General features: G+C 51.3%; 24 protein-coding genes. 9 read left to right on the forward strand and 15 right to left on the reverse strand.

Going from position 1 to position 21817, the window contains the following annotated elements:
- Window positions 1–13 precede the first annotated feature (13 nt).
- From tdcD to cyuA, 6 genes are all read left to right on the forward strand, one after another.
- Window positions 14–1222: a propionate kinase gene (gene tdcD, locus ACK8NJ_RS03005; protein ID WP_001297162.1), complete on the forward strand. Its 1209-nt coding sequence runs from the start codon at window positions 14–16 to the stop codon at window positions 1220–1222.
- Window positions 1223–1255: 33 nt separating this feature from the next.
- Window positions 1256–3550 carry a 2-ketobutyrate formate-lyase/pyruvate formate-lyase gene (gene tdcE, locus ACK8NJ_RS03010; RefSeq protein ID WP_000861734.1) on the forward strand — a complete coding sequence of 765 codons (2295 nt, stop codon included), beginning with the start codon at window positions 1256–1258 and terminating at the stop codon, window positions 3548–3550.
- Window positions 3551–3563: 13 nt separating this feature from the next.
- Complete coding sequence (locus tag ACK8NJ_RS03015; RefSeq protein ID WP_000719990.1) at window positions 3564–3953, forward strand: enamine/imine deaminase; 390 nt, start codon at window positions 3564–3566, stop codon at window positions 3951–3953.
- A 71-nt stretch (window positions 3954–4024) separates the two neighbouring features.
- Window positions 4025–5389 (forward strand): L-serine ammonia-lyase, encoded by a 1365-nt coding sequence (tdcG, locus tag ACK8NJ_RS03020; protein WP_000622115.1) that lies wholly within the window; start codon window positions 4025–4027, stop codon window positions 5387–5389.
- 274 nt (window positions 5390–5663) lie between these two features.
- Window positions 5664–6995, forward strand: coding sequence for an amino acid permease (locus ACK8NJ_RS03025; protein ID WP_000401598.1), 1332 nt, complete (start codon window positions 5664–5666; stop codon window positions 6993–6995).
- A gap of 27 nt (window positions 6996–7022) precedes the next feature.
- The gene (cyuA, locus tag ACK8NJ_RS03030) at window positions 7023–8333 is read left to right on the forward strand and encodes a cysteine desulfidase (RefSeq protein ID WP_000460529.1); all 1311 of its coding nucleotides are present in this window, start codon (window positions 7023–7025) and stop codon (window positions 8331–8333) included.
- 59 nt (window positions 8334–8392) lie between these two features.
- On the opposite strand, the gene yhaL is transcribed toward cyuA, so the two are convergent.
- Together yhaL and ACK8NJ_RS03040 are read right to left on the reverse strand one after the other, a co-directional pair.
- Window positions 8393–8557: a protein YhaL gene (gene yhaL, locus ACK8NJ_RS03035; RefSeq protein ID WP_001306007.1), complete on the reverse strand. Its 165-nt coding sequence runs from the start codon at window positions 8555–8557 to the stop codon at window positions 8393–8395.
- Window positions 8558–8579: 22 nt separating this feature from the next.
- The gene (locus ACK8NJ_RS03040; protein ID WP_000633586.1) at window positions 8580–9281 is read right to left on the reverse strand and encodes a pirin family protein; all 702 of its coding nucleotides are present in this window, start codon (window positions 9279–9281) and stop codon (window positions 8580–8582) included.
- A gap of 104 nt (window positions 9282–9385) precedes the next feature.
- Here ACK8NJ_RS03040 and yhaJ point away from each other — a divergent pair, with 104 nt between their 5' ends.
- Window positions 9386–10282 (forward strand): DNA-binding transcriptional regulator YhaJ, encoded by an 897-nt coding sequence (gene yhaJ, locus ACK8NJ_RS03045; RefSeq protein WP_001041010.1) that lies wholly within the window; start codon window positions 9386–9388, stop codon window positions 10280–10282.
- A gap of 50 nt (window positions 10283–10332) precedes the next feature.
- On the opposite strand, the gene ACK8NJ_RS03050 is transcribed toward yhaJ, so the two are convergent.
- The 13 genes from ACK8NJ_RS03050 to exuT all read right to left on the reverse strand — a co-directional run bounded on the left by ACK8NJ_RS03050 (window position 10333) and on the right by exuT (window position 18376).
- Window positions 10333–10689, reverse strand: a complete 357-nt coding sequence (locus tag ACK8NJ_RS03050) for a DUF805 domain-containing protein (protein WP_001198783.1) — start codon at window positions 10687–10689, stop codon at window positions 10333–10335.
- A 241-nt stretch (window positions 10690–10930) separates the two neighbouring features.
- Window positions 10931–11296, reverse strand: coding sequence for a DUF805 domain-containing protein (locus ACK8NJ_RS03055; RefSeq protein ID WP_000384145.1), 366 nt, complete (start codon window positions 11294–11296; stop codon window positions 10931–10933).
- 293 nt (window positions 11297–11589) lie between these two features.
- On the reverse strand, window positions 11590–12576 hold the full coding sequence (yqjG, locus tag ACK8NJ_RS03060) for a glutathionyl-hydroquinone reductase YqjG (protein WP_000531217.1): 987 nt from the start codon (window positions 12574–12576) through the stop codon (window positions 11590–11592).
- A gap of 69 nt (window positions 12577–12645) precedes the next feature.
- A complete protein-coding gene (locus ACK8NJ_RS03065; RefSeq protein WP_000732240.1) occupies window positions 12646–13038 on the reverse strand; it encodes a DoxX family protein in 393 nt (130 codons plus the stop codon).
- Between the two features lie 185 nt (window positions 13039–13223).
- Complete coding sequence (locus ACK8NJ_RS03070) at window positions 13224–13523, reverse strand: YqjK-like family protein (protein ID WP_000096086.1); 300 nt, start codon at window positions 13521–13523, stop codon at window positions 13224–13226.
- Window positions 13513–13917, reverse strand: coding sequence for a phage holin family protein (locus ACK8NJ_RS03075; protein ID WP_000785722.1), 405 nt, complete (start codon window positions 13915–13917; stop codon window positions 13513–13515). Before ACK8NJ_RS03075 ends, ACK8NJ_RS03070 begins: the two co-directional genes overlap by 11 nt.
- A gap of 2 nt (window positions 13918–13919) precedes the next feature.
- Window positions 13920–14225: a DUF883 family protein gene (locus tag ACK8NJ_RS03080; protein WP_000031415.1), complete on the reverse strand. Its 306-nt coding sequence runs from the start codon at window positions 14223–14225 to the stop codon at window positions 13920–13922.
- A gap of 37 nt (window positions 14226–14262) precedes the next feature.
- The gene (yqjC, locus tag ACK8NJ_RS03085; protein WP_001306004.1) at window positions 14263–14631 is read right to left on the reverse strand and encodes a DUF1090 family protein YqjC; all 369 of its coding nucleotides are present in this window, start codon (window positions 14629–14631) and stop codon (window positions 14263–14265) included.
- A 146-nt stretch (window positions 14632–14777) separates the two neighbouring features.
- Complete coding sequence (gene mzrA / locus ACK8NJ_RS03090) at window positions 14778–15161, reverse strand: EnvZ/OmpR regulon moderator MzrA (RefSeq protein ID WP_001166760.1); 384 nt, start codon at window positions 15159–15161, stop codon at window positions 14778–14780.
- A 3-nt stretch (window positions 15162–15164) separates the two neighbouring features.
- Entirely contained in the window at window positions 15165–15827 is a 663-nt protein-coding gene (gene yqjA, locus ACK8NJ_RS03095; RefSeq protein WP_000422149.1) for a DedA family general envelope maintenance protein YqjA, read from the reverse strand.
- A gap of 21 nt (window positions 15828–15848) precedes the next feature.
- Window positions 15849–15932 (reverse strand): hypothetical protein, encoded by an 84-nt coding sequence (yqiM, locus tag ACK8NJ_RS03100; protein ID WP_212735802.1) that lies wholly within the window; start codon window positions 15930–15932, stop codon window positions 15849–15851.
- A 239-nt stretch (window positions 15933–16171) separates the two neighbouring features.
- A complete protein-coding gene (gene exuR, locus ACK8NJ_RS03105) occupies window positions 16172–16948 on the reverse strand; it encodes a transcriptional regulator ExuR (RefSeq protein WP_001559976.1) in 777 nt (258 codons plus the stop codon).
- Window positions 16949–17077: 129 nt separating this feature from the next.
- Window positions 17078–18376, reverse strand: a complete 1299-nt coding sequence (gene exuT, locus ACK8NJ_RS03110; protein ID WP_001226465.1) for a hexuronate transporter ExuT — start codon at window positions 18374–18376, stop codon at window positions 17078–17080.
- A 482-nt stretch (window positions 18377–18858) separates the two neighbouring features.
- Here exuT and uxaC point away from each other — a divergent pair, with 482 nt between their 5' ends.
- Together uxaC and uxaA are read left to right on the forward strand one after the other, a co-directional pair.
- Window positions 18859–20271, forward strand: a complete 1413-nt coding sequence (gene uxaC, locus ACK8NJ_RS03115; protein ID WP_000187442.1) for a glucuronate isomerase — start codon at window positions 18859–18861, stop codon at window positions 20269–20271.
- Between the two features lie 14 nt (window positions 20272–20285).
- Window positions 20286–21773 carry an altronate dehydratase gene (gene uxaA / locus ACK8NJ_RS03120; RefSeq protein ID WP_001199382.1) on the forward strand — a complete coding sequence of 496 codons (1488 nt, stop codon included), beginning with the start codon at window positions 20286–20288 and terminating at the stop codon, window positions 21771–21773.
- The last annotated feature ends 44 nt before the right edge of the window (window positions 21774–21817 follow it).

Genomic DNA, 21817 nt, shown 5'->3' on the forward strand with positions numbered 1-21817 from the left:
GATGAGAAAAGAGATGAATGAATTTCCGGTTGTTTTGGTTATTAACTGTGGTTCGTCTTCGATTAAGTTTTCCGTACTCGATGCCAGCGACTGTGAAGTATTAATGTCAGGTATTGCCGACGGTATTAACTCGGAAAATGCATTCTTATCCGTAAATGGGGGAGAGCCAGCACCGCTGGCTCACCACAGCTACGAAGGTGCATTGAAGGCAATTGCATTTGAACTGGAAAAACGGAATTTAAATGACAGTGTGGCCTTAATTGGCCACCGCATCGCTCACGGCGGCAGTATTTTTACCGAGTCCGCCATTATTACCGATGAAGTCATTGATAATATCCGTCGCGTTTCTCCACTGGCACCCCTGCATAATTACGCCAATTTAAGTGGTATTGAATCGGCGCAGCAATTATTCCCGGGCGTAACTCAGGTGGCGGTATTTGATACCAGTTTCCACCAGACGATGGCTCCGGAGGCTTATTTATACGGCCTGCCGTGGAAATATTATGAAGAGTTAGGTGTACGCCGTTATGGTTTCCACGGCACGTCGCACCGCTACGTTTCCCAGCGCGCGCATTCTTTGCTGAATCTGGCGGAAGATGACTCCGGCCTGGTCGTGGCGCATCTTGGCAATGGCGCGTCAATCTGCGCAGTTCGCAACGGTCAGAGTGTTGACACTTCAATGGGAATGACGCCGCTGGAAGGCTTGATGATGGGTACCCGCAGTGGTGATGTCGACTTCGGGGCGATGTCCTGGGTCGCCAGCCAAACCAACCAGAGCCTGGGTGACCTGGAACGCGTAGTGAATAAAGAGTCGGGATTATTAGGTATTTCCGGTCTTTCTTCGGATTTACGTGTTCTGGAAAAAGCCTGGCATGAAGGTCACGAACGCGCGCAACTGGCAATTAAAACCTTTGTTCACCGAATTGCCCGTCATATTGCCGGACACGCAGCCTCATTACGTCGCCTGGATGGAATTATATTCACCGGCGGAATAGGAGAAAATTCAAGTTTAATTCGTCGTCTGGTCATGGAACATTTGGCTGTATTAGGCGTAGAGATTGATACAGAAATGAATAATCGCTCTAACTCCTGTGGAGAGCGAATTGTTTCCAGTGAAAATGCCCGTGTCATTTGCGCCGTTATCCCAACCAACGAAGAAAAAATGATTGCTTTGGATGCCATTCATTTAGGCAAAGTTAACGCGCCCGCAGAATTTGCATAATTTAGTTGAAGTATTGTAGAGAGATTATTTTTCATGAAGGTAGATATTGATACCAGCGATAAGCTGTACGCCGACGCATGGCTTGGCTTTAAAGGTACGGACTGGAAAAACGAAATTAATGTCCGCGATTTTATTCAACATAACTATACACCGTATGAAGGCGATGAATCTTTCCTCGCTGAAGCGACGCCAGCCACCACGGAATTGTGGGAAAAAGTGATGGAAGGCATTCGTATCGAAAACGCAACCCACGCGCCGGTTGATTTCGATACTAATATTGCTACCACCATTACCGCTCATGATGCGGGATATATTAACCAGCCGCTGGAAAAAATAGTGGGCCTGCAAACGGATGCGCCATTAAAGCGTGCGCTGCATCCGTTCGGTGGCATTAATATGATTAAAAGTTCATTCCACGCCTATGGCCGTGAAATGGACAGTGAATTTGAATATCTGTTTACCGATCTGCGTAAAACCCATAATCAGGGCGTATTTGATGTTTACTCACCGGATATGCTGCGCTGCCGTAAATCGGGTGTACTGACTGGTTTGCCAGATGGTTATGGCCGTGGGCGCATTATCGGTGACTACCGCCGCGTGGCGCTGTATGGCATCAGTTATCTGGTGCGTGAACGCGAACTGCAATTTGCCGATCTCCAGTCCCGTCTGGAAAAAGGCGAAGATCTCGAAGCCACTATCCGTCTGCGTGAGGAGCTGGCAGAGCATCGTCATGCGCTGTTGCAGATTCAGGAAATGGCGGCGAAATATGGCTTTGATATCTCTCGCCCGGCGCAGAATGCGCAGGAAGCGGTGCAGTGGCTCTACTTCGCTTACCTGGCGGCAGTGAAATCGCAAAATGGCGGCGCGATGTCGCTGGGTCGCACGGCATCGTTCCTCGATATCTACATTGAGCGCGACTTTAAAGCTGGCGTACTCAATGAGCAGCAGGCACAGGAACTGATCGATCACTTCATCATGAAGATCCGTATGGTACGCTTCCTGCGTACACCGGAATTTGATTCGCTGTTCTCCGGCGACCCAATCTGGGCGACGGAAGTGATCGGCGGGATGGGGCTGGACGGTCGTACGCTGGTGACCAAAAACTCCTTCCGCTATTTGCACACCCTGCACACTATGGGGCCGGCACCGGAACCTAACCTGACCATTCTTTGGTCGGAAGAATTACCGATTGCCTTCAAAAAATATGCCGCGCAGGTGTCGATCGTCACCTCTTCCTTGCAGTATGAAAACGACGATCTGATGCGTACTGACTTCAACAGCGACGATTACGCGATTGCCTGCTGCGTCAGCCCAATGGTGATTGGTAAGCAAATGCAGTTCTTTGGTGCACGCGCTAACCTGGCGAAAACGCTGCTGTACGCAATTAACGGCGGGGTGGACGAGAAGCTGAAGATTCAGGTCGGGCCGAAAACAGCACCGCTGATGGACGACGTGCTGGATTACGACAAAGTGATGGACAGCCTCGATCACTTCATGGACTGGCTGGCGGTGCAGTACATCAGTGCGCTGAATATCATTCACTACATGCACGACAAGTACAGCTACGAAGCTTCGCTGATGGCGCTGCACGATCGTGATGTCTATCGCACTATGGCATGCGGCATCGCGGGCCTGTCGGTGGCGACGGACTCCCTGTCTGCCATCAAATATGCCCGCGTGAAACCAATCCGTGACGAAAACGGCCTGGCGGTGGACTTTGAAATCGACGGCGAATATCCGCAGTACGGTAACAACGACGAGCGCGTAGACAGCATTGCCTGCGATCTGGTTGAACGCTTTATGAAGAAAATTAAAGCGCTGCCAACCTATCGCAACGCCGTCCCTACCCAGTCGATTCTGACTATCACTTCTAACGTGGTGTACGGCCAGAAAACCGGTAATACGCCGGACGGTCGTCGCGCCGGAACACCGTTCGCGCCGGGCGCTAACCCGATGCATGGTCGTGACCGCAAAGGTGCCGTGGCCTCATTGACGTCGGTGGCGAAACTGCCGTTCACCTACGCCAAAGACGGGATCTCGTACACCTTCTCGATTGTGCCTGCGGCGCTGGGCAAAGAAGATCCAGTACGTAAAACCAACCTTGTCGGCCTGCTGGATGGGTATTTCCACCACGAAGCGGATGTCGAAGGCGGTCAACACCTCAACGTCAACGTAATGAATCGGGAAATGCTGCTGGATGCCATCGAGCACCCGGAAAAATATCCTAACCTGACAATCCGTGTCTCTGGCTACGCCGTGCGCTTCAACGCACTGACCCGTGAACAGCAACAGGATGTTATTTCACGTACTTTTACCCAGGCGCTCTGACGCCGGAGGATGTATGAAAAAGATTATCGAAACGCAACGTGCCCCAGGCGCAATCGGCCCTTATGTTCAGGGCGTTGATTTAGGCAGCATGGTCTTCACCTCCGGTCAAATTCCGGTTTGCCCACAGACCGGTGAGATACCGGCTGATGTGCAAGATCAGGCGCGTTTAAGCCTCGAAAACGTCAAAGCGATCGTGGTTGCTGCCGGGCTGAGCGTGGGCGATATCATCAAGATGACCGTGTTCATCACCGATCTGAATGATTTTGCCACCATCAATGAAGTCTATAAGCAGTTCTTCGATGAGCATCAGGCGACCTACCCGACCCGGAGCTGTGTGCAGGTCGCGCGTTTGCCGAAAGATGTGAAGCTGGAAATTGAAGCCATCGCAGTACGTAGTGCGTAAAGCCTCGTGAGCGGGACGGTCGCAAGGTCGTTCCGCTCCACTTCACTGAACGGCAATCCGAGGGTGTGGATATGATTAGTGCATTCGATATTTTCAAAATTGGGATTGGTCCCTCCAGTTCGCATACCGTGGGGCCAATGAATGCCGGAAAAAGTTTTATTGATCGGCTGGAAAGTAGCGGCTTATTAACCGCGACGAGCCATATTGTGGTCGATCTGTACGGGTCGTTGTCACTGACGGGCAAAGGCCATGCCACGGATGTCGCCATTATCATGGGACTGGCAGGAAACAGTCCGCAGGATGTTGTCATTGATGAGATCCCTGCATTTATAGAGTTAGTAACGCGCAGCGGGCGGCTGCCAGTGGCATCTGGTGCGCATATTGTTGATTTTCCTGTAGCAAAGAACATTATCTTCCATCCCGAAATGTTGCCTCGCCATGAGAACGGAATGCGGATCACTGCCTGGAAGGGACAGGAAGCGCTATTAAGTAAAACCTATTACTCTGTCGGCGGCGGGTTTATTGTCGAAGAAGAACACTTCGGCCTGTCGCACGATGTCGAAACGTCCGTACCTTACGATTTCCACTCAGCAGGTGAACTGCTGAAAATGTGTGATTACAACGGCCTGTCTATATCTGGCCTGATGATGCACAACGAGCTGGCGCTGCGCAGCAAAGCGGAAATTGACGCAGGGTTTGCCCGTATCTGGCAAGTGATGCATGACGGTATTGAACGCGGGATGAACACTGAAGGCGTGCTGCCTGGTCCGCTCAATGTGCCGCGCCGTGCCGTAGCGCTGCGTCGTCAGCTGGTTTCCAGCGATAACATCTCTAACGATCCGATGAATGTCATCGACTGGATCAACATGTATGCGCTGGCGGTTAGTGAAGAAAACGCAGCTGGCGGGCGTGTGGTAACGGCACCGACTAACGGTGCGTGCGGCATTATTCCGGCAGTGCTGGCTTATTACGATAAGTTCCGTCGTCCGGTAAACGAGCGGTCAATTGCCCGCTATTTTCTGGCAGCGGGGGCTATTGGCGCGCTGTATAAAATGAACGCCTCCATCTCTGGCGCGGAAGTCGGCTGTCAGGGGGAGATTGGCGTGGCCTGTTCAATGGCGGCGGCAGGGTTAACTGAACTCCTGGGCGGCAGTCCGGCGCAGGTATGCAATGCGGCGGAAATCGCGATGGAGCATAATCTTGGGCTGACCTGCGATCCGGTTGCCGGACAGGTACAAATCCCGTGCATTGAACGTAATGCCATTAATGCCGTGAAAGCAGTAAACGCCGCGCGGATGGCGATGCGCCGCACCTCGGCACCGCGTGTTTCACTCGATAAAGTGATCGAGACGATGTATGAAACCGGCAAAGATATGAACGATAAATACCGCGAAACATCACGCGGAGGACTGGCCATTAAAGTGGTCTGCGGCTGACATTGCTGTCAGCTTTCATCCTTGGGTGCACAAATGTGCACCTTTTTTTTGTGATCTGCCGCAAATAGAGAATGAATATTCTCTTGTGATTAATTTAGTAGAAAATTCTTATCCATCTCCGTTATTTCAAAGTCTTGATTGTGAAGATTTTCTCTGACCTCGCGCGTATCATTTCTTTATTCTAATAACTCGCCTGCAAAAACGTAGACCGCATATCGCCTTGATGCGGCTCGGAAAAAAATAATAAGCCCTACAAAATATTGAGCGAGAAATTATGGAAATTGCATCGAATAAAGGCGTCATTGCAGACGCTTCGACCCCGGCGGGTCGTGCTGGAATGAGTGAGAGCGAGTGGCGAGAAGCGATCAAATTCGACAGTACTGACACCGGCTGGGTGATTATGAGTATCGGGATGGCGATTGGCGCGGGGATTGTTTTTCTCCCGGTGCAGGTCGGTTTGATGGGATTGTGGGTATTTTTGCTCTCATCGGTGATTGGTTACCCGGCAATGTATCTGTTTCAGCGGTTGTTTATTAATACGCTGGCAGAATCACCAGAATGTAAAGATTACCCGAGCGTCATTAGCGGTTATTTAGGTAAAAACTGGGGCATCCTGTTAGGTGCACTCTATTTCGTAATGCTGGTGATTTGGATGTTCGTCTATTCCACCGCCATCACCAACGATAGTGCTTCCTACCTGCATACCTTCGGCGTGACGGAAGGGTTGCTGTCAGACAGTCCCTTTTATGGTCTGGTACTGATTTGCATTCTGGTGGCGATCTCCTCACGCGGCGAGAAATTGTTATTCAAAATTTCGACGGGGATGGTGCTGACCAAGCTGCTGGTGGTCGCGGCGCTGGGCGTGTCGATGGTGGGAATGTGGCATCTGTATAACGTCGGTTCGCTACCGCCGCTGGGGCTGCTGGTGAAAAACGCCATTATTACGCTGCCGTTTACCCTGACGTCGATTCTGTTTATCCAGACGTTAAGCCCGATGGTGATCTCTTATCGCTCGCGGGAAAAATCGATTGAAGTGGCGCGGCATAAAGCATTGCGGGCAATGAATATCGCGTTTGGTATTTTGTTTGTCACCGTCTTTTTCTACGCCGTGTCGTTCACGCTGGCGATGGGACATGACGAAGCGGTAAAAGCCTACGAGCAGAATATTTCCGCGCTGGCAATTGCGGCGCAGTTTATTAGCGGTGACGGCGCAGCGTGGGTGAAAGTGGTCAGCGTCATTCTCAATATCTTTGCAGTAATGACCGCGTTTTTTGGCGTCTATTTAGGCTTTCGCGAAGCAACGCAAGGGATCGTAATGAACATCCTGCGTCGCAAGATGCCTGCCGAGAAGATTAACGAAAATCTCGTTCAGCGCGGCATCATGATTTTCGCCATTTTGCTGGCCTGGAGCGCCATCGTACTGAACGCACCGGTGTTGAGCTTCACCTCTATCTGTAGCCCGATTTTCGGCATGGTAGGGTGCCTGATCCCGGCGTGGCTGGTTTACAAAGTACCGGCATTGCACAAATACAAAGGGATGTCTCTGTACCTGATTATCGTCACTGGTTTGTTGCTTTGTGTTTCTCCGTTCCTGGCATTTTCTTGATTTACCTGAAATTTTAAGGTTTTTAATATGTTTGATTCGACTTTAAATCCGTTATGGCAGCGTTACATCCTCGCCGTTCAGGAGGAAGTAAAACCGGCGCTGGGATGTACTGAACCGATTTCACTGGCGCTGGCGGCGGCGGTTGCTGCGGCAGAACTGGAAGGTCCGGTTGAACGTGTAGAAGCCTGGGTTTCGCCAAATCTGATGAAGAACGGTCTGGGTGTCACCGTTCCCGGTACAGGAATGGTGGGGCTGCCAATTGCGGCGGCGCTGGGAGCGTTAGGTGGAAATGCTAACGCCGGGCTGGAAGTGCTGAAAGACGCAACTGCGCAGGCAATTTCCGATGCCAAAGCACTGCTGGCGGCGGGGAAAGTCTCAGTTAAGATCCAGGAACCTTGCGATGAAATCCTCTTCTCACGCGCCAAAGTCTGGAACGGTGAGAAGTGGGCGTGTGTCACCATCGTCGGCGGGCATACCAACATTGTGCATATTGAGACGCACAATGGTGTGGTGTTTACCCAGCAGGCGTGTGTGACAGAGGGCGAGCAAGAGTCGCCGCTGACGGTGCTTTCCAGGACGACGCTGGCTGAGATCCTGAAGTTCGTCAATGAAGTCCCGTTTGCGGCGATCCGCTTTATTCTCGATTCTGCGAAGTTAAATTGTGCGTTATCGCAGGAAGGTTTGAGCGGTAACTGGGGGCTGCATATTGGTGCGACGCTGGAAAAACAGTGCGCGCGCGGTTTGCTGGCGAAAGATCTCTCTTCATCCATTGTGATTCGTACCAGCGCGGCATCCGATGCGCGTATGGGCGGTGCTACGCTTCCGGCGATGAGTAATTCAGGCTCGGGTAACCAGGGGATCACTGCAACAATGCCTGTGGTGGTGGTAGCAGAACACTTCGGGGCCGATGATGAACGGCTGGCGCGTGCGCTGATGCTTTCGCATTTGAGCGCGATTTACATCCATAACCAGTTACCGCGTTTGTCTGCGCTTTGTGCCGCAACGACCGCAGCAATGGGGGCCGCCGCCGGGATGGCATGGCTGGTGGATGGGCGTTATGAAACCATCTCGATGGCGATCAGCAGTATGATCGGCGATGTCAGCGGCATGATTTGCGATGGTGCGTCGAACAGCTGCGCGATGAAGGTTTCGACCAGTGCTTCGGCTGCGTGGAAAGCGGTGTTAATGGCGCTGGATGATACCGCCGTGACCGGCAATGAAGGGATTGTGGCGCATGATGTTGAGCAGTCGATTGCCAACCTGTGTGCGTTAGCAAGCCATTCGATGCAGCAAACGGATCGGCAGATTATCGAGATTATGGCGAGCAAGGCCAGATAAACGCCAGGTTTTGGGTATCGTGCCGGATAAGGCGTTTACGCCGCATCCGGCACCTGTCTTTACGCGGTAGCTTCATCCTCGGCTAAACGCGTTTCAGCATCCGCGACGATGGCTTCCAGCTCGCTCAACATCTCTTCATAGCCAAAATTATTGGCGGTGCGAGCAGGTTCTTTCGCCACCACGGGCTTCACTGGCTGACGCTTTTTGGCCGATTTTTTACTCATCATCATCTCCCTGTAAAAACAACTAGACAGGCAAATCTATCAGCAAAGCGCGCAGTGGGGAATCGGCAACCAGCGTAATGTTAGCCTCGTCACGAATAAACGCCCCATCACCGCAGGTCAGCGCCGCTTTCTCTTCATGATGCGTAAGTGCATGAAATTTCCCGTGAATCGATTGCAAATACGCGCGTGGCCCATGCAACTGGAAATTTGCACTTTCGCCTTTGTCGAGCACAATATGATGCAGCCACACTTGCTGGCGCAATTGCAGGCTTCCCATCGCACCCTCTGGCGAGGCGATTAATTGCTGCTTGTCCATATTAAGCGCCAGCTTTTGAATCAGTGGATTCTCTCGCTGCGGGCAGGCATCCAGCCAAAGCTGCATTCGCGTTAACGGTTTGTCTTTGCTGAGATTGTGTTCGCTATAGCTGACACCCGGCTGGGTAGAGAGCAGCAACACCTCACCAGCGCTGGCCTGAACATGATTGCCTTCGCTGTCGCGATACTCAGCTTCTCCATCCAGAATCACATTTAAAATATCGACTTTGGGATAGGTTCGCGGCTGAAAGGCGGCACCTGGGGCCAGCACTTCCTGGTTAAGCACGCGCAGGGAGGCATAGCCTAACAATTTCGGGTCGAAGTAGTGTCCAAAGGAAAAAGTATACCGGGCCTGCAACCATCCGTAGTCTGCTTGTCCACACTGCCTGGCAGTTCGGGTAGTAATCATAATTCTTGACCTCTCTTTACTTCCTTTTATGGTAAGGGGCTGGACGCTACATTGTTAGCCAGATATTCTGCCCGGTATGTTCAAATTTCCTGAATGAGAACGAAATGGCCAAAGAAAGGGCATTAACGCTGGAAGCACTACGGGTTATGGATGCGATCGATCGCCGGGGCAGTTTTGCGGCGGCGGCGGATGAGCTGGGACGCGTGCCTTCCGCACTTAGCTACACCATGCAAAAACTGGAAGAAGAGCTGGATGTGGTGCTGTTTGACCGCTCGGGCCATCGCACCAAATTCACCAATGTCGGGAGGATGTTGCTGGAGCGAGGGCGCGTTTTGCTGGAAGCCGCAGATAAACTGACTACCGATGCGGAAGCCCTCGCGCGCGGTTGGGAAACGCATCTCACCATTGTGACCGAGGCGCTGGTACCGACACCTGCCTTTTTCCCGTTAATTGACAAACTGGCGGCAAAAGCCAATACCCAACTGGCAATCATCACCGAAGTGCTGGCGGGGGCGTGGGAACGACTGGAGCAGGGGCGGGCGGATATCGTTATCGCGCCGGATATGCATTTTCGTTCCTCGTCGGAGATCAACTCGCGCAAGCTCTATACGTTAATGAACGTCTACGTTGCCGCGCCTGATCACCCGATTCATCAGGAGCCGGAACCGTTATCTGAAGTGACGCGCGTGAAATATCGTGGAATTGCGGTGGCGGATACCGCTCGTGAGCGCCCGGTGTTGACCGTACAGCTGCTGGACAAACAGCCGCGCTTAACGGTGAGCACGATTGAAGATAAACGTCAGGCATTACTGGCGGGGCTTGGCGTGGCGACGATGCCGTATCCGATGGTCGAAAAAGATATCGCGGAAGGGCGGTTGCGTGTCGTCAGCCCAGAATCGACCAGCGAGATCGATATTATTATGGCCTGGCGTCGTGACAGTATGGGGGAAGCGAAATCCTGGTGTTTGCGGGAAATTCCCAAACTTTTTAGCGGAAAATAATATTTGTTATTGTTAATAAAAAGGGGCGAAATATCGCCCCAATTTTAATATTAATTTGAACCAAACTTCGGATCGTTTCCGTAACGATTGCTGCCAGAATTGCCCTCTAAACAGGCAAATACAAACAGAACTAACCAGCCAATGACCGGTACCAGATAGAGAAGCGCCCACGCACCTGAACGGTCAGTATCGTGCAGACGACGAACGCACAGAGCAATGACCGGAATGATTGTTGCTGCCAGGTAAATGAGAGAAAGGAATGGAAACTCTAAACCTAAAATCAATTGAATGACATTGATAATAGCGCCGACGATGGCGTTAATCAGAGTAAACATCCAGTACTCTTTACGACGTGCGCGACCAGAGAAACCAACATAATTTTTTAATACGGCTAAATACCACTGCATAAAAACATCCCTTTAATTAAAAGTTGCGAAAGTCTATTCCGGGGATGGAGTAAATGCTATTCGTATCTTTCTTTTTCGGATGTTATAAAGGTTTTGATATTTAAGATAAATATATGGTTATTTTTTATAGGTAATTTATATAACGACATTGAAATATTTTAAATAAACATTAGTAAATTATTCATTCATCAACATAATGATAAAAGCCGGATGAGTCAGACATCCGGCGAGTAGATTTGTTTTAAGGTTCCAGTTTTGGATCAGGTCCAAAGCGGTTTTCGCCTGGCGTACCCGCCTGGCAGTTAAAGACGATGATAATAAGCCAGCCGATAAACGGGATTAAGAATAGCAGTGCCCACCACGCCGAGCGGTCGGTGTCGTGCAGGCGGCGGAACTGAACTGCCCACCATGGTAAAAACACCAGAATACCGTAGATTGTCGTCAGGATGCCTTCGCCACCGGCACGTTGCCAGCCTAACATTTTATCCAGTAGCCCCAGCACGAACGTAAAGATGATGTTGACCAGAATAAACATCCAGTACTCTTTGCGCCGCGCACGACCCCGGAAACCGACATAATTTTTTAGTACTTTCAGATACCAGTCCATTTTTGCCTCAATTTTGCTCAATCACTTGTTTTTAAAGCAGCAAATTAAGAATAGACGTGAATGAAATGGCAGTAAATATTCGTTCAATGAATTAATAAGGTGCTTTGAAGGCGCGCTAAAACTGATGACAAGTGCAAAATTGCCAGATGCACTACGCTTATCTGGCTTACGCTGTCCTTGCAACATATTGAATATAAAAAGTTTTGTGGGTTGAATAAGGCGTTCACGCCGCATCCGACATGCACAACATGCACTTAGCTAATAATCAGAGGCACCTCGTAAGGTGCCTTTTTTTAACCGAAGCGAACATCTCGTCCATGCGGTTCATCGAGATCCTGCCACGGACCAATTGAAATAATCCCCGTAGGGTTGATGGTCTTATGGCTGCGGAAGTAATGATTACGGATGTGATCGAAATTGACTGTTTCGGCGATCCCCGGCATCTGGTAGATATCGCGCAGGAAGCCATACAGATTCAGGTAATCGCTGATGCGGTGCTTATCACACTTGAAGTGGGTGACATACACCGGATCAAAACGCACCAGCGTGGTCCACAGGCGAATATCGGCTTCGGTTAGCTGGTTGCCGGTCAGGTAACGATGCTGGCCTAAAATCTGTTCCAGTCGCGCCAGCGATTCAAACACTTTCACTACCGCCTCGTCGTAGGCTTGCTGGCTGGTGGCAAAACCGGCTTTATACACGCCGTTGTTAACGGTGTCATAAATCCAGCCGTTAAGTTCGTCAATTTTCGGTTGCAGGGCTGGTGGGTAGTAATCTCCAGCTTTCGCACCCAGCGCATCAAACGCGGTATTGAACATGCGGATGATTTCCGCTGATTCGTTGCTGACGATGGTGTGGTTCTTTTTGTCCCACAGCACGGGAACAGTAACTCGTCCGCTGTAGTGTGGATCGGCGTGGAGATAAAGCTGATACAGAAATTCATGTTGATAGAGCGTATCTCCGGTTGCTCCCGGAAAACTGTCATCAAAGGTCCAGCCGTTTTCCAGCATCAGCGGGTTCACTACGGAAACGGAAATAAACGGTTCCAGTCCTTTGAGTTTACGCATGATCAGCGTGCGGTGCGCCCACGGGCAGGCGAGTGAAACATAGAGATGATAACGATCTTTCTCTGCGGTAAAACCGCCTATGCCAGTGGGGCCAGGAGTGCCATCGGCAGTGAGCCAGTTACGAAATGCGGAAGCTGAACGTTGAAATTTACCGCCGGTGGATTTGGTATCGTACCAGGTGTCATGCCAGACGCCGTCAATCAGTTGACCCATTTTTCTCTCCTCCAATAGCAAAAACGAGGAGCTTCCTCCTCGTTTTTTATCGTTAAGTATAGCGCGTGCTTACCACTTTTTATTCAGCAGGCGGTCGATGCTATACGCGCCCGGACCGGTAATTGCCAGTAGCAGGAATCCGCCAGAAATTGTCAGGTTTTTCATGAACATCAGCGAGTTGACGCCTTCAGCAAAGTTGCTGTGAAATAAAAATGCCGTCAGCAGCGTAAAGCCCGCAGTAAACAGGGCTGTGGTGCGAGTCAGGAAACCAAACAGGATTGCCAGACCACCACCAAACTCAAGCAGAATCACCAGCGGCAGCATAAAACCCGGGACGCCCATCGCTTCCATATATTGTTGCGTACCCGCGTAGCCAGTAATTTTTCCCCAGCCGGCCGTAATGAACAGAATCGGCATTAAAATGCGCGCTACCAGTACACCAACATCTTCTAATTTTTTCATCATACTCTCCACTGCGCCACTCAGGCTGCTGATTGTTTTTTTGTGCAAGGGCGCGGTATTAGCGTCGTTGCTGTCGATGGAGAGAATCATAAACGTGGTGAATGATGATTGTTAGCAAGGAAAACTGTCAAAAATCTTCAAAAAATTTGAGGGATAAGGCCGGAATGGCTCCGGCCAGAGGGAAGTTAACCGCGAAGCTGTTGCTGCTTGAGGGTCGTTTTAACCAGACGCCAGGCGCTCCATACGCCAAAACCGCGTCTGGCCCAGCGGACCAGCATATTAGGATGGCGAATCGTCCAGATCGCCATCACGCTACTGCCAACCAGCGCCCAGGAGCGCAGACTTAGCAGCATATTCCAGCGACGATCGTAAGCGCCTGTTGCCTCCAGCCATTCACGACGACTGGCGGAAAGATCCAACCGTTGTTGCTGGATCTGGCTAAGCAGTTGCGCCTTACGTCGTTCACGTTCGACTTTACTGCTCACGGGACTCCTCCTCGAGCAGCTGCCGATCGTTTGCCAGCTCATGGCGTGTATGGCGCAGCAGGGTGGATTTACGCGATTTACGTAACGTCCAGATGCCGCCAATCAGTGCCAGTAGCAGCAACACCACGGTGGTGGCAATCATCGCATTCAGGCGATATTGCGGATCAACCGCCCAAATAATCAGCACCATCAGGCTCATAAGACCAAATGCAGCGAAAAGCATCGTCAGGCCCAGCATCAGTAAAAGTTGAAAGAGATTCGCTTTTTCCTCTTCCAGCTCCACCACCGCCAGCCGCAGACGTGTTTCCACCATTTCAACCATGATGGAAACAATTCGCTGCCCGATGCCCAGAACGCTTTTACCGGGCCCTTGCGCGTGATGAGTGTCCGCCATAATTAACGACGCGACAGCAGAACGCCGAGCACTACACCGATTGCAGCGCCAATGCCCACGCCCGTCCACGGGTTTTCACGCACATACTCATCGGCACGCGCTGCCGCAACACGGGTTTGTTTGGCGATGGCATCACCGGTTTCACCCAGGCGATAACGGCTCTGTTTCAGTGCCTGCTCCGCTTTGCTACGAATCTTACTCAACTCTTCTTTCGACTTCTCGCCAGATGAGCTAAGCACCTCTTCCAGCGTATCGGAAAGGGATTTCAACTCAGCACGCAGATGTTCCGTAGTGTGTTCTTTCGACATAGTTTTCTCCAGGTGAGTAAGTAGTGACTATTGTGAGTTAGTAGTCGCGCGCTTCCAGCTTTTTCAGCTCTTCCTGCGCTTCTGCCAGTTTCCGTTCGCGTTTGGCAATCTTATCGGCATCGCCTTTTTGCTTCGCCTCGGTTAAATCTTGCTGGCGTTCCGCCACCTCATCTTTCTGCTTTGCGATTTTCTTCTGATGATCGGCACGCAGCTGGCTATCTGAACAGTTGGCCCGGACTTCACTCAGGGCTTTATTCAGACCGTCAATACGATTCTGGTTTTGGTGTTTTTCGGCATAGCTGATCTCCTTAAGGATATTTTGCTCCTTTTCCTGACACAGGGTAGTGGCATAACTACCGGCACTAAGAGCAAAAAGAGAAACAGCTAAAGCGATGCGGTATTTCATTCTTGAACCTTCCATTGTGATTCGGACCTATTACAAAGGAACGATTGTCCAGACAACGAAGCGGTAGTGTTAACCACCGCCTCATTAATCATAGACAGTTACGGTGAAATCACCAAAGTCAGTGATATGTTTCGGATAACAGGAAGTTATCCGAAGCGATGAGAGTTATCCCGCAACCGGGTCAGCCACTGCATAGCCTGACTATTATTGTCCTGCTGCGCGATGATGTAGCCATGGGGCAATGTTCTGTCGAGGACCGCTTTTGCGGCGGCACTCTGGTCGCTGGAGTCAAAGGTAATTAACAGAGTGTCATTTTTGGGGGTGATACTTTTGAAAGGAATGCCGTGAGCGTCAAGGTGATGCCAGATTGAAAAACCGTCTGGCATCGTTGTCCCTTGATGAACGGCACGAATCGCCAGCGTAGACTCTTGCTGGCGAACCGCGGACCAGGCCAGCAACAGTGTGCCGACCAGAAGTAAAACAGCGCCGGACCAGGCTAGCTGGCGAAGCGACATGCGAGGTATTTGCATCCCTTACCCCCGATTTCCATATTTCTTTTTCCATAACACGACCAGAGAACCTGCCAGGCCAAACACCAGCAGCACCACCGGGAGCAGCATCAGGCATGACATCAGCTGGTCCTCGTACTTTAAAAATACCGGCGTTTTGCCGAGCATGTAACCCAGAGTTGTCAGGATCAATACCCACAGCAGACCGCTCATCCAGTTGAAGAACTGAAAGCGCGCGTTATTCAGCCCTGATAATCCGGCAATCGTCGGCAGCAGTGTTCTGACAAATGCAATAAAGCGACCAATTAACAGCGCCGATAAACCGTGTTTATGAAAAAGATGGTGTGCGCGTTGATGATAATGCGCGGGTAAATGAGATAGCCAGTTTTGTACTGTGCGGGTATTGCCCAGCCATCGCCCCTGAATATAGCTGACCCAGCAACCGAGGCTGGCGGCAACGGTCAGCAGCAGAATCGTTTGCGGATAGCCCATCGCGCCTTTCGCAATCAATACGCCGACCAACACCAGTAAACTGTCGCCCGGTAAAAAGGCCGCCGGAAGCAAGCCGTTTTCAAGGAACAAAATTACAAACAAGACAAAATACAACATGCCAATCATCGACGGATTGGCCAGGGTTTCAAAATCCTGCGCCCACAGGGCTTGCAGCAATTGGGTCAAAAGTTCCATTCATTATTCCTGGTGAATCGGTTAACGCCACGCTGGTTTTAAAAGATGCACTACCGCAATGTTATTGCTGTTTTGGTATGTTTTGCGGGTTTGATACATCAACACAGCCTGAACTATTCCCTGTTAAATCGTGAGATAAGAAAGCATTCAAAAGCATAAATTCAAATTGAATCTAATTGTAACAAAGGTGAACGTTGTTCGTTATCAAAATTACATGTCCGTGGAGTCTGATTTTGCTGATTGCAGGGGAGGGTGGCGAGAGGATTTACACAGGCTGACACTTTATACTTTTCGCTTACCGACGAAGCAAACAGGCGCATTGCAGCGCCTGTCGGATGGAAATTTCATTTGCTGCCGCTGGCGGCCGTATCGAGATGCACTACCGGGTTTTCTGCGAACAGATAGCGGTCGGCATTGAACTCGAAATCGTCGCTGGTTTCGTTAAATAACATGATTTTGGTGTTTTCCAGATGCTGCCACATTGCCAGCTTAGCAGCATGAGGATCTTTGCGAATTAACGCCTTGAGGATCTGATCGTGGTCATCGCACCAGTTATCGACAGTACGGGCATCAATGTGTTCGTGTAGTTTTTTCCAGTACGGGTTATGGCTACGTTGGGTCCACATTTTTTCAACGATAGCCGCCAGGGCGGAGTTCTGCGTCGCCAGGGCTACCTGAATGTGGAACTGCAAATCCCACTCGGAATCACGGAAGCATTGTTCGCCGCGCGCCTGCTCCTGGATGGCCATCAGTTTCATGATGTCCTGTTTCGTTACCTGAGTTGCCGCGAACTCGGCAATATTACTTTCGATGAGCTGGCGAGCCTGGAGCAACTCAAACGGACCGTAATTGGCGAATTCCATATTATTGTCCGCCGCCTGCTGATGACGCGGCTGGTTGGAAACCACGTGAATACCTGAACCTTTACGCACCTCCACATAGCCTTCAACTTCCAGCATGATGATGGCTTCACGAACTACCGTACGGCTGACGTTCTTTTCATCGGCAATAAAGCGCTCAGCAGGCAGTTTATCACCCACCAGATAGACGCCCTGTTCGATGCGCTCTTTCAGATCAGCGGCAAGTTGTTGATACAAACGGCGTGGTTCAGTGATTTCCATATGCGCTCCAGGCATGATACGGCAGACTATATTTGTTATACCACTTTTGCGAGTTTAGCTCTACTCACAGTGATGAAAAAGCCGCCTGAGAAGGCGGCTTTGAAGGGAAACTAAAACTTACACGAAGCCTTAATGTTGCGGTGCAGGATCGTTATGTGTTTCCTGCGCCACCTCAATCGCCGGTTTGTTCTGCAACACCGTCCAGATAACCAGCGCACCCAGCAGGTCAAATACTGCCAGAACTGCGAACAGCGGGCTGAAGCCGATGGTGTCAGCCAGTGCACCGACAACCAGCGCAAACAGCGTACTTGCCAGCCATGCGGACATCCCGGTTAAACCGTTCGCCGTTGCCACTTCGTTACGACCAAACACGTCGGAAGAGAGCGTAATCAGCGCGCCAGACAGTGCCTGGTGGGCAAAACCACCGATACACAGCAGCATAATTGCGACATACGGGTTGGTGAACAGACCGATCATACCCGGGCCAATCATCAGCACTGCACCCAGCGTTACGACCATCTTACGAGAAACGATCAGGTTCACACCAAACCAACGCTGGAACAGCGGCGGCAGGTAACCACCGAGGATACAACCGAGGTCAGCAAACAGCATCGGCATCCAGGCGAACATCGCAATCTCTTTCAGGTTAAAGCCGTAAACTTTAAACATGAACAGCGGGATCCACGCGTTAAAAGTACCCCAGGCCGGTTCTGCCAGGAAACGCGGCAGCGCGATACCCCAGAACTGACGGTTACGCAGGATCTGACCAACGGACATTTTCTTCGCCGTGCTCACCTGGTGCTGGGCTTCCTGACCATTAATAATGTAGTCGCGTTCTTCATCGGTCAGATGCTTCTGGTCGCGCGGATGTTTATAGAAAATCAGCCATGCCATTGCCCAGATAAAGCTCAATGCACCGGAGATGATAAATGCCATCTGCCAGCTGTGCATCACGATTGCCCATACCACCAGCGGCGGTGCAATCATCGCACCAATCGAAGAACCTACGTTAAAGTAACCTACCGCGATGGAACGCTCTTTCGCCGGGAACCATTCGGAGCTGGCTTTCAGACCCGCCGGGATCATCGCTGCTTCCGCGGCACCGACCGCACCACGAGCAACAGCCAGGCCGCCCCAGCTACCTGCCAGCGCGGTTGCACCACAGAACACGGCCCACAGCACAGCAAACATTGCATAACCGATTTTCGTACCCAGCACATCCAGTACATAACCTGCTACCGGTTGCATGACCGTATAAGCAGCAGAATAGGCTGCGATGATATAGGAATACTGTTGGGTGGAGATGTTTAACTCTTCCATCAGAGTTGGCGCAGCTGCCGCCACAGTGTTACGCGTCAGGTAACCAAGCACGGTGCCGAGCGTCACCAGTGCGATCATATACCAACGTAACCCTTTAATTTTACGCATGTAAAACCTCATCGTTTTGTTATATCCGCAGGAAGCGCGGCCATCATCCCGCCAGAGGCTGAAGATGTTAGTTACGACCGGGTAACCGAAAAAAAACCGGCACGCCCCGAACGTTGCCATGAAAGTTTCGTGCTAATTCGGCTTCCGTACCGGTTAACCCGATTCATCTAACAAATGAATGAATCGGCAATTTGCATTCCGTCGACTTATGATTTGCGACGGCAGAAAGATAACTTGTCATACAACTTTAAAAGGTGAGAGCCATCACAAATGTGCGAATATTTGTAGGGACATTACCTGACGGCTACGAGGCCAGTACTGGCGCGGCCTGCAGCGAGATTTACCACTTTGAGAGTAATTTTTTTAACTACGTTTATTGATCTAACTCACGAAAATATCTTCGGACTCTGGAAATTGGTGTGATAACTTTGTCAGCATCGCACCATAAGCAAGCTAGCTCACTCGTTGAGAGGAAGACGAAAATGACTCCGTTTATGACTGAAGATTTCCTGTTAGATACCGAATTTGCCCGCCGTCTGTATCACGACTACGCAAAAGACCAGCCGATTTTCGATTACCATTGCCATTTGCCGCCGCAGCAGATTGCGGAAGACTATCGTTTTAAAAACCTGTATGACATCTGGTTGAAGGGCGATCACTACAAATGGCGCGCTATGCGTACCAACGGTGTGGCTGAGCGTCTGTGTACTGGTGATGCGTCTGACCGTGAAAAATTTGACGCCTGGGCGGCGACTGTTCCGCACACTATCGGCAACCCGTTATACCACTGGACGCACCTCGAACTGCGTCGTCCGTTCGGTATCACTGGCAAATTGCTTTCTCCGTCAACTGCCGATGAAATCTGGAACGAATGTAACGAACTGCTGGCGCAGGATAACTTCTCCGCGCGCGGCATCATGCAGCAAATGAACGTGAAAATGGTCGGCACCACCGATGACCCGATCGATTCTCTGGAGCATCACGCAGAGATCGCCAAAGACGGCTCTTTCACCATCAAAGTGCTGCCGAGCTGGCGTCCGGACAAAGCCTTTAACATCGAACAGGCGACCTTTAACGACTACATGGCGAAGCTGGGTGAAGTCTCTGATACCGACATCCGCCGCTTTGCTGATCTGCAAACTGCCCTGACCAAACGTCTGGATCACTTCGCCGCTCACGGCTGTAAAGTGTCTGACCACGCGCTGGATGTGGTGATGTTTGCTGAAGCGAACGAAGCGGAACTGGACAGCATTCTGGCGCGTCGTCTGGCTGGCGAAACCCTGAGCGAGCACGAAGTGGCACAGTTCAAAACTGCGGTGCTGGTGTTCCTTGGTGCCGAATATGCGCGTCGCGGCTGGGTACAGCAGTACCACATTGGCGCGCTGCGTAATAACAACCTGCGTCAGTTCAAACTGCTGGGGCCGGATGTAGGTTTTGATTCCATCAACGACCGTCCGATGGCGGAAGAGCTGTCTAAGTTGCTGAGCAAGCAGAACGAAGAAAACCTGCTGCCGAAAACCATTCTCTACTGCCTGAACCCGCGCGATAACGAAGTGCTGGGCACCATGATCGGTAACTTCCAGGGCGAAGGTATGCCGGGCAAAATGCAGTTCGGTTCCGGCTGGTGGTTTAACGACCAGAAAGACGGTATGGAACGTCAGATGACCCAACTGGCGCAGCTCGGTCTGCTGAGCCGCTTTGTCGGTATGCTGACTGACAGCCGTAGCTTCCTGTCATACACCCGTCACGAATACTTCCGCCGCATTCTGTGCCAGATGATTGGTCGCTGGGTGGAAGCGGGCGAAGCGCCGGCGGATATCAACCTGCTGGGCGAGATGGTGAAAAATATTTGCTTTAACAATGCGCGTGACTACTTCGCCATTGAACTGAACTAAGGTCTGGGGTTGATATGCAATACATCAAGATCCATGCGCTGGATAACGTCGCGGTCGCTTTAGCAGATTTGGCTGAAGGCACAGAAGTCAGTGTCGATAACCAGACTGTTACGCTGCGCCAGGATGTTGCTCGTGGACATAAATTTGCGTTAACGGATATCGCAAAAGGGGCCAACGTCATCAAATATGGCCTGCCGATTGGTTATGCATTGGCGGATATTGCGGCGGGGGAACACGTTCACGCCCACAATACGCGCACGAATCTGAGCGATCTGGATCAGTATCGCTATCAACCTGATTTTCAGGATCTGCCTGCGCAAGCGGCAGATCGTGAAGTGCAGATCTATCGTCGCGCTAACGGCGATGTCGGGGTGCGTAATGAGCTGTGGATCCTGCCAACCGTGGGCTGTGTCAACGGCATCGCGCGGCAGATCCAGAACCGTTTCCTGAAAGAGACCAACAACGCCGAAGGTACTGACGGCGTGTTCCTCTTCAGCCACACCTACGGCTGCTCGCAGCTGGGCGACGATCACATCAATACCCGCACCATGCTGCAAAATATGGTGCGCCACCCGAACGCGGGCGCAGTGCTGGTGATTGGCCTGGGTTGTGAAAACAACCAGGTTGCCGCATTCCGTGAAACGCTGGGCGATATCGATCCTGAACGCGTTCATTTCATGATCTGCCAACAGCAGGATGATGAGATCGAAGCCGGGATCGAGCATTTGCATCAGCTGTATAGCGTGATGCGCAACGATAAACGCGAACCGGGCAAACTCAGCGAACTGAAGTTTGGTCTGGAGTGCGGTGGTTCTGACGGTCTTTCTGGTATTACTGCTAACCCGATGCTGGGGCGTTTCTCTGACTACGTGATTGCTAACGGCGGTACTACCGTACTGACCGAAGTGCCGGAGATGTTTGGCGCAGAGCAGTTGCTGATGGACCATTGCCGCGACGAAGCAACGTTTGAAAAACTGGTCACCATGGTCAATGACTTCAAGCAGTACTTTATTGCCCATGACCAGCCGATCTATGAAAACCCATCGCCGGGGAACAAAGCGGGCGGTATCACCACGCTGGAAGATAAATCACTTGGCTGTACCCAGAAAGCGGGTTCCAGCGTCGTGGTTGACGTGCTGCGTTACGGCGAGCGTCTGAAAACGCCGGGGCTGAACTTGTTAAGTGCGCCGGGTAACGATGCCGTAGCGACCAGCGCCCTGGCGGGTGCGGGCTGTCATATGGTGCTGTTCAGTACTGGTCGTGGAACGCCGTATGGTGGATTTGTGCCGACGGTGAAAATCGCCACCAACAGTGAACTGGCGGCGAAGAAAAAACACTGGATCGACTTTGACGCGGGTCAGCTGATCCACGGTAAAGCGATGCCGCAGTTGCTGGAAGAATTTATCGACACCATCGTTGAGTTTGCCAATGGTAAACAAACCTGCAACGAGCGTAACGACTTCCGCGAACTGGCGATCTTCAAAAGCGGCGTAACGCTATAAAGTCGAAATGAGTTGTTAATAAAAAACGGCGTTTCATAATGTGA

Source organism: Escherichia sp. F1 (genome assembly GCF_046764225.1).
Lineage (GTDB): Bacteria > Pseudomonadota > Gammaproteobacteria > Enterobacterales > Enterobacteriaceae > Escherichia > Escherichia coli.

Excerpts from the sequence above, each read along its gene's own strand:
- tdcD (WP_001297162.1), top strand. The coding sequence starts at position 14 with ATGAATGAATTTCCGGTTGTTTTGGTTATTAACTGTGGTTCGTCTTCG.
- tdcE (WP_000861734.1), top strand. The coding sequence starts at position 1,256 with ATGAAGGTAGATATTGATACCAGCGATAAGCTGTACGCCGACGCATGG.
- ACK8NJ_RS03015 (WP_000719990.1), top strand. The coding sequence starts at position 3,564 with ATGAAAAAGATTATCGAAACGCAACGTGCCCCAGGCGCAATCGGCCCT.
- tdcG (WP_000622115.1), top strand. The coding sequence starts at position 4,025 with ATGATTAGTGCATTCGATATTTTCAAAATTGGGATTGGTCCCTCCAGT.
- ACK8NJ_RS03025 (WP_000401598.1), top strand. The coding sequence starts at position 5,664 with ATGGAAATTGCATCGAATAAAGGCGTCATTGCAGACGCTTCGACCCCG.
- cyuA (WP_000460529.1), top strand. The coding sequence starts at position 7,023 with ATGTTTGATTCGACTTTAAATCCGTTATGGCAGCGTTACATCCTCGCC.
- yhaL (WP_001306007.1), bottom strand. The coding sequence starts at position 8,557 with ATGAGTAAAAAATCGGCCAAAAAGCGTCAGCCAGTGAAGCCCGTGGTG.
- ACK8NJ_RS03040 (WP_000633586.1), bottom strand. The coding sequence starts at position 9,281 with ATGATTACTACCCGAACTGCCAGGCAGTGTGGACAAGCAGACTACGGA.
- yhaJ (WP_001041010.1), top strand. The coding sequence starts at position 9,386 with ATGGCCAAAGAAAGGGCATTAACGCTGGAAGCACTACGGGTTATGGAT.
- ACK8NJ_RS03050 (WP_001198783.1), bottom strand. The coding sequence starts at position 10,689 with ATGCAGTGGTATTTAGCCGTATTAAAAAATTATGTTGGTTTCTCTGGT.
- ACK8NJ_RS03055 (WP_000384145.1), bottom strand. The coding sequence starts at position 11,296 with ATGGACTGGTATCTGAAAGTACTAAAAAATTATGTCGGTTTCCGGGGT.
- yqjG (WP_000531217.1), bottom strand. The coding sequence starts at position 12,576 with ATGGGTCAACTGATTGACGGCGTCTGGCATGACACCTGGTACGATACC.
- ACK8NJ_RS03065 (WP_000732240.1), bottom strand. The coding sequence starts at position 13,038 with ATGAAAAAATTAGAAGATGTTGGTGTACTGGTAGCGCGCATTTTAATG.
- ACK8NJ_RS03075 (WP_000785722.1), bottom strand. The coding sequence starts at position 13,917 with ATGGCGGACACTCATCACGCGCAAGGGCCCGGTAAAAGCGTTCTGGGC.
- ACK8NJ_RS03080 (WP_000031415.1), bottom strand. The coding sequence starts at position 14,225 with ATGTCGAAAGAACACACTACGGAACATCTGCGTGCTGAGTTGAAATCC.
- yqjC (WP_001306004.1), bottom strand. The coding sequence starts at position 14,631 with ATGAAATACCGCATCGCTTTAGCTGTTTCTCTTTTTGCTCTTAGTGCC.
- mzrA (WP_001166760.1), bottom strand. The coding sequence starts at position 15,161 with ATGCAAATACCTCGCATGTCGCTTCGCCAGCTAGCCTGGTCCGGCGCT.
- yqjA (WP_000422149.1), bottom strand. The coding sequence starts at position 15,827 with ATGGAACTTTTGACCCAATTGCTGCAAGCCCTGTGGGCGCAGGATTTT.
- exuR (WP_001559976.1), bottom strand. The coding sequence starts at position 16,948 with ATGGAAATCACTGAACCACGCCGTTTGTATCAACAACTTGCCGCTGAT.
- exuT (WP_001226465.1), bottom strand. The coding sequence starts at position 18,376 with ATGCGTAAAATTAAAGGGTTACGTTGGTATATGATCGCACTGGTGACG.
- uxaC (WP_000187442.1), top strand. The coding sequence starts at position 18,859 with ATGACTCCGTTTATGACTGAAGATTTCCTGTTAGATACCGAATTTGCC.
- uxaA (WP_001199382.1), top strand. The coding sequence starts at position 20,286 with ATGCAATACATCAAGATCCATGCGCTGGATAACGTCGCGGTCGCTTTA.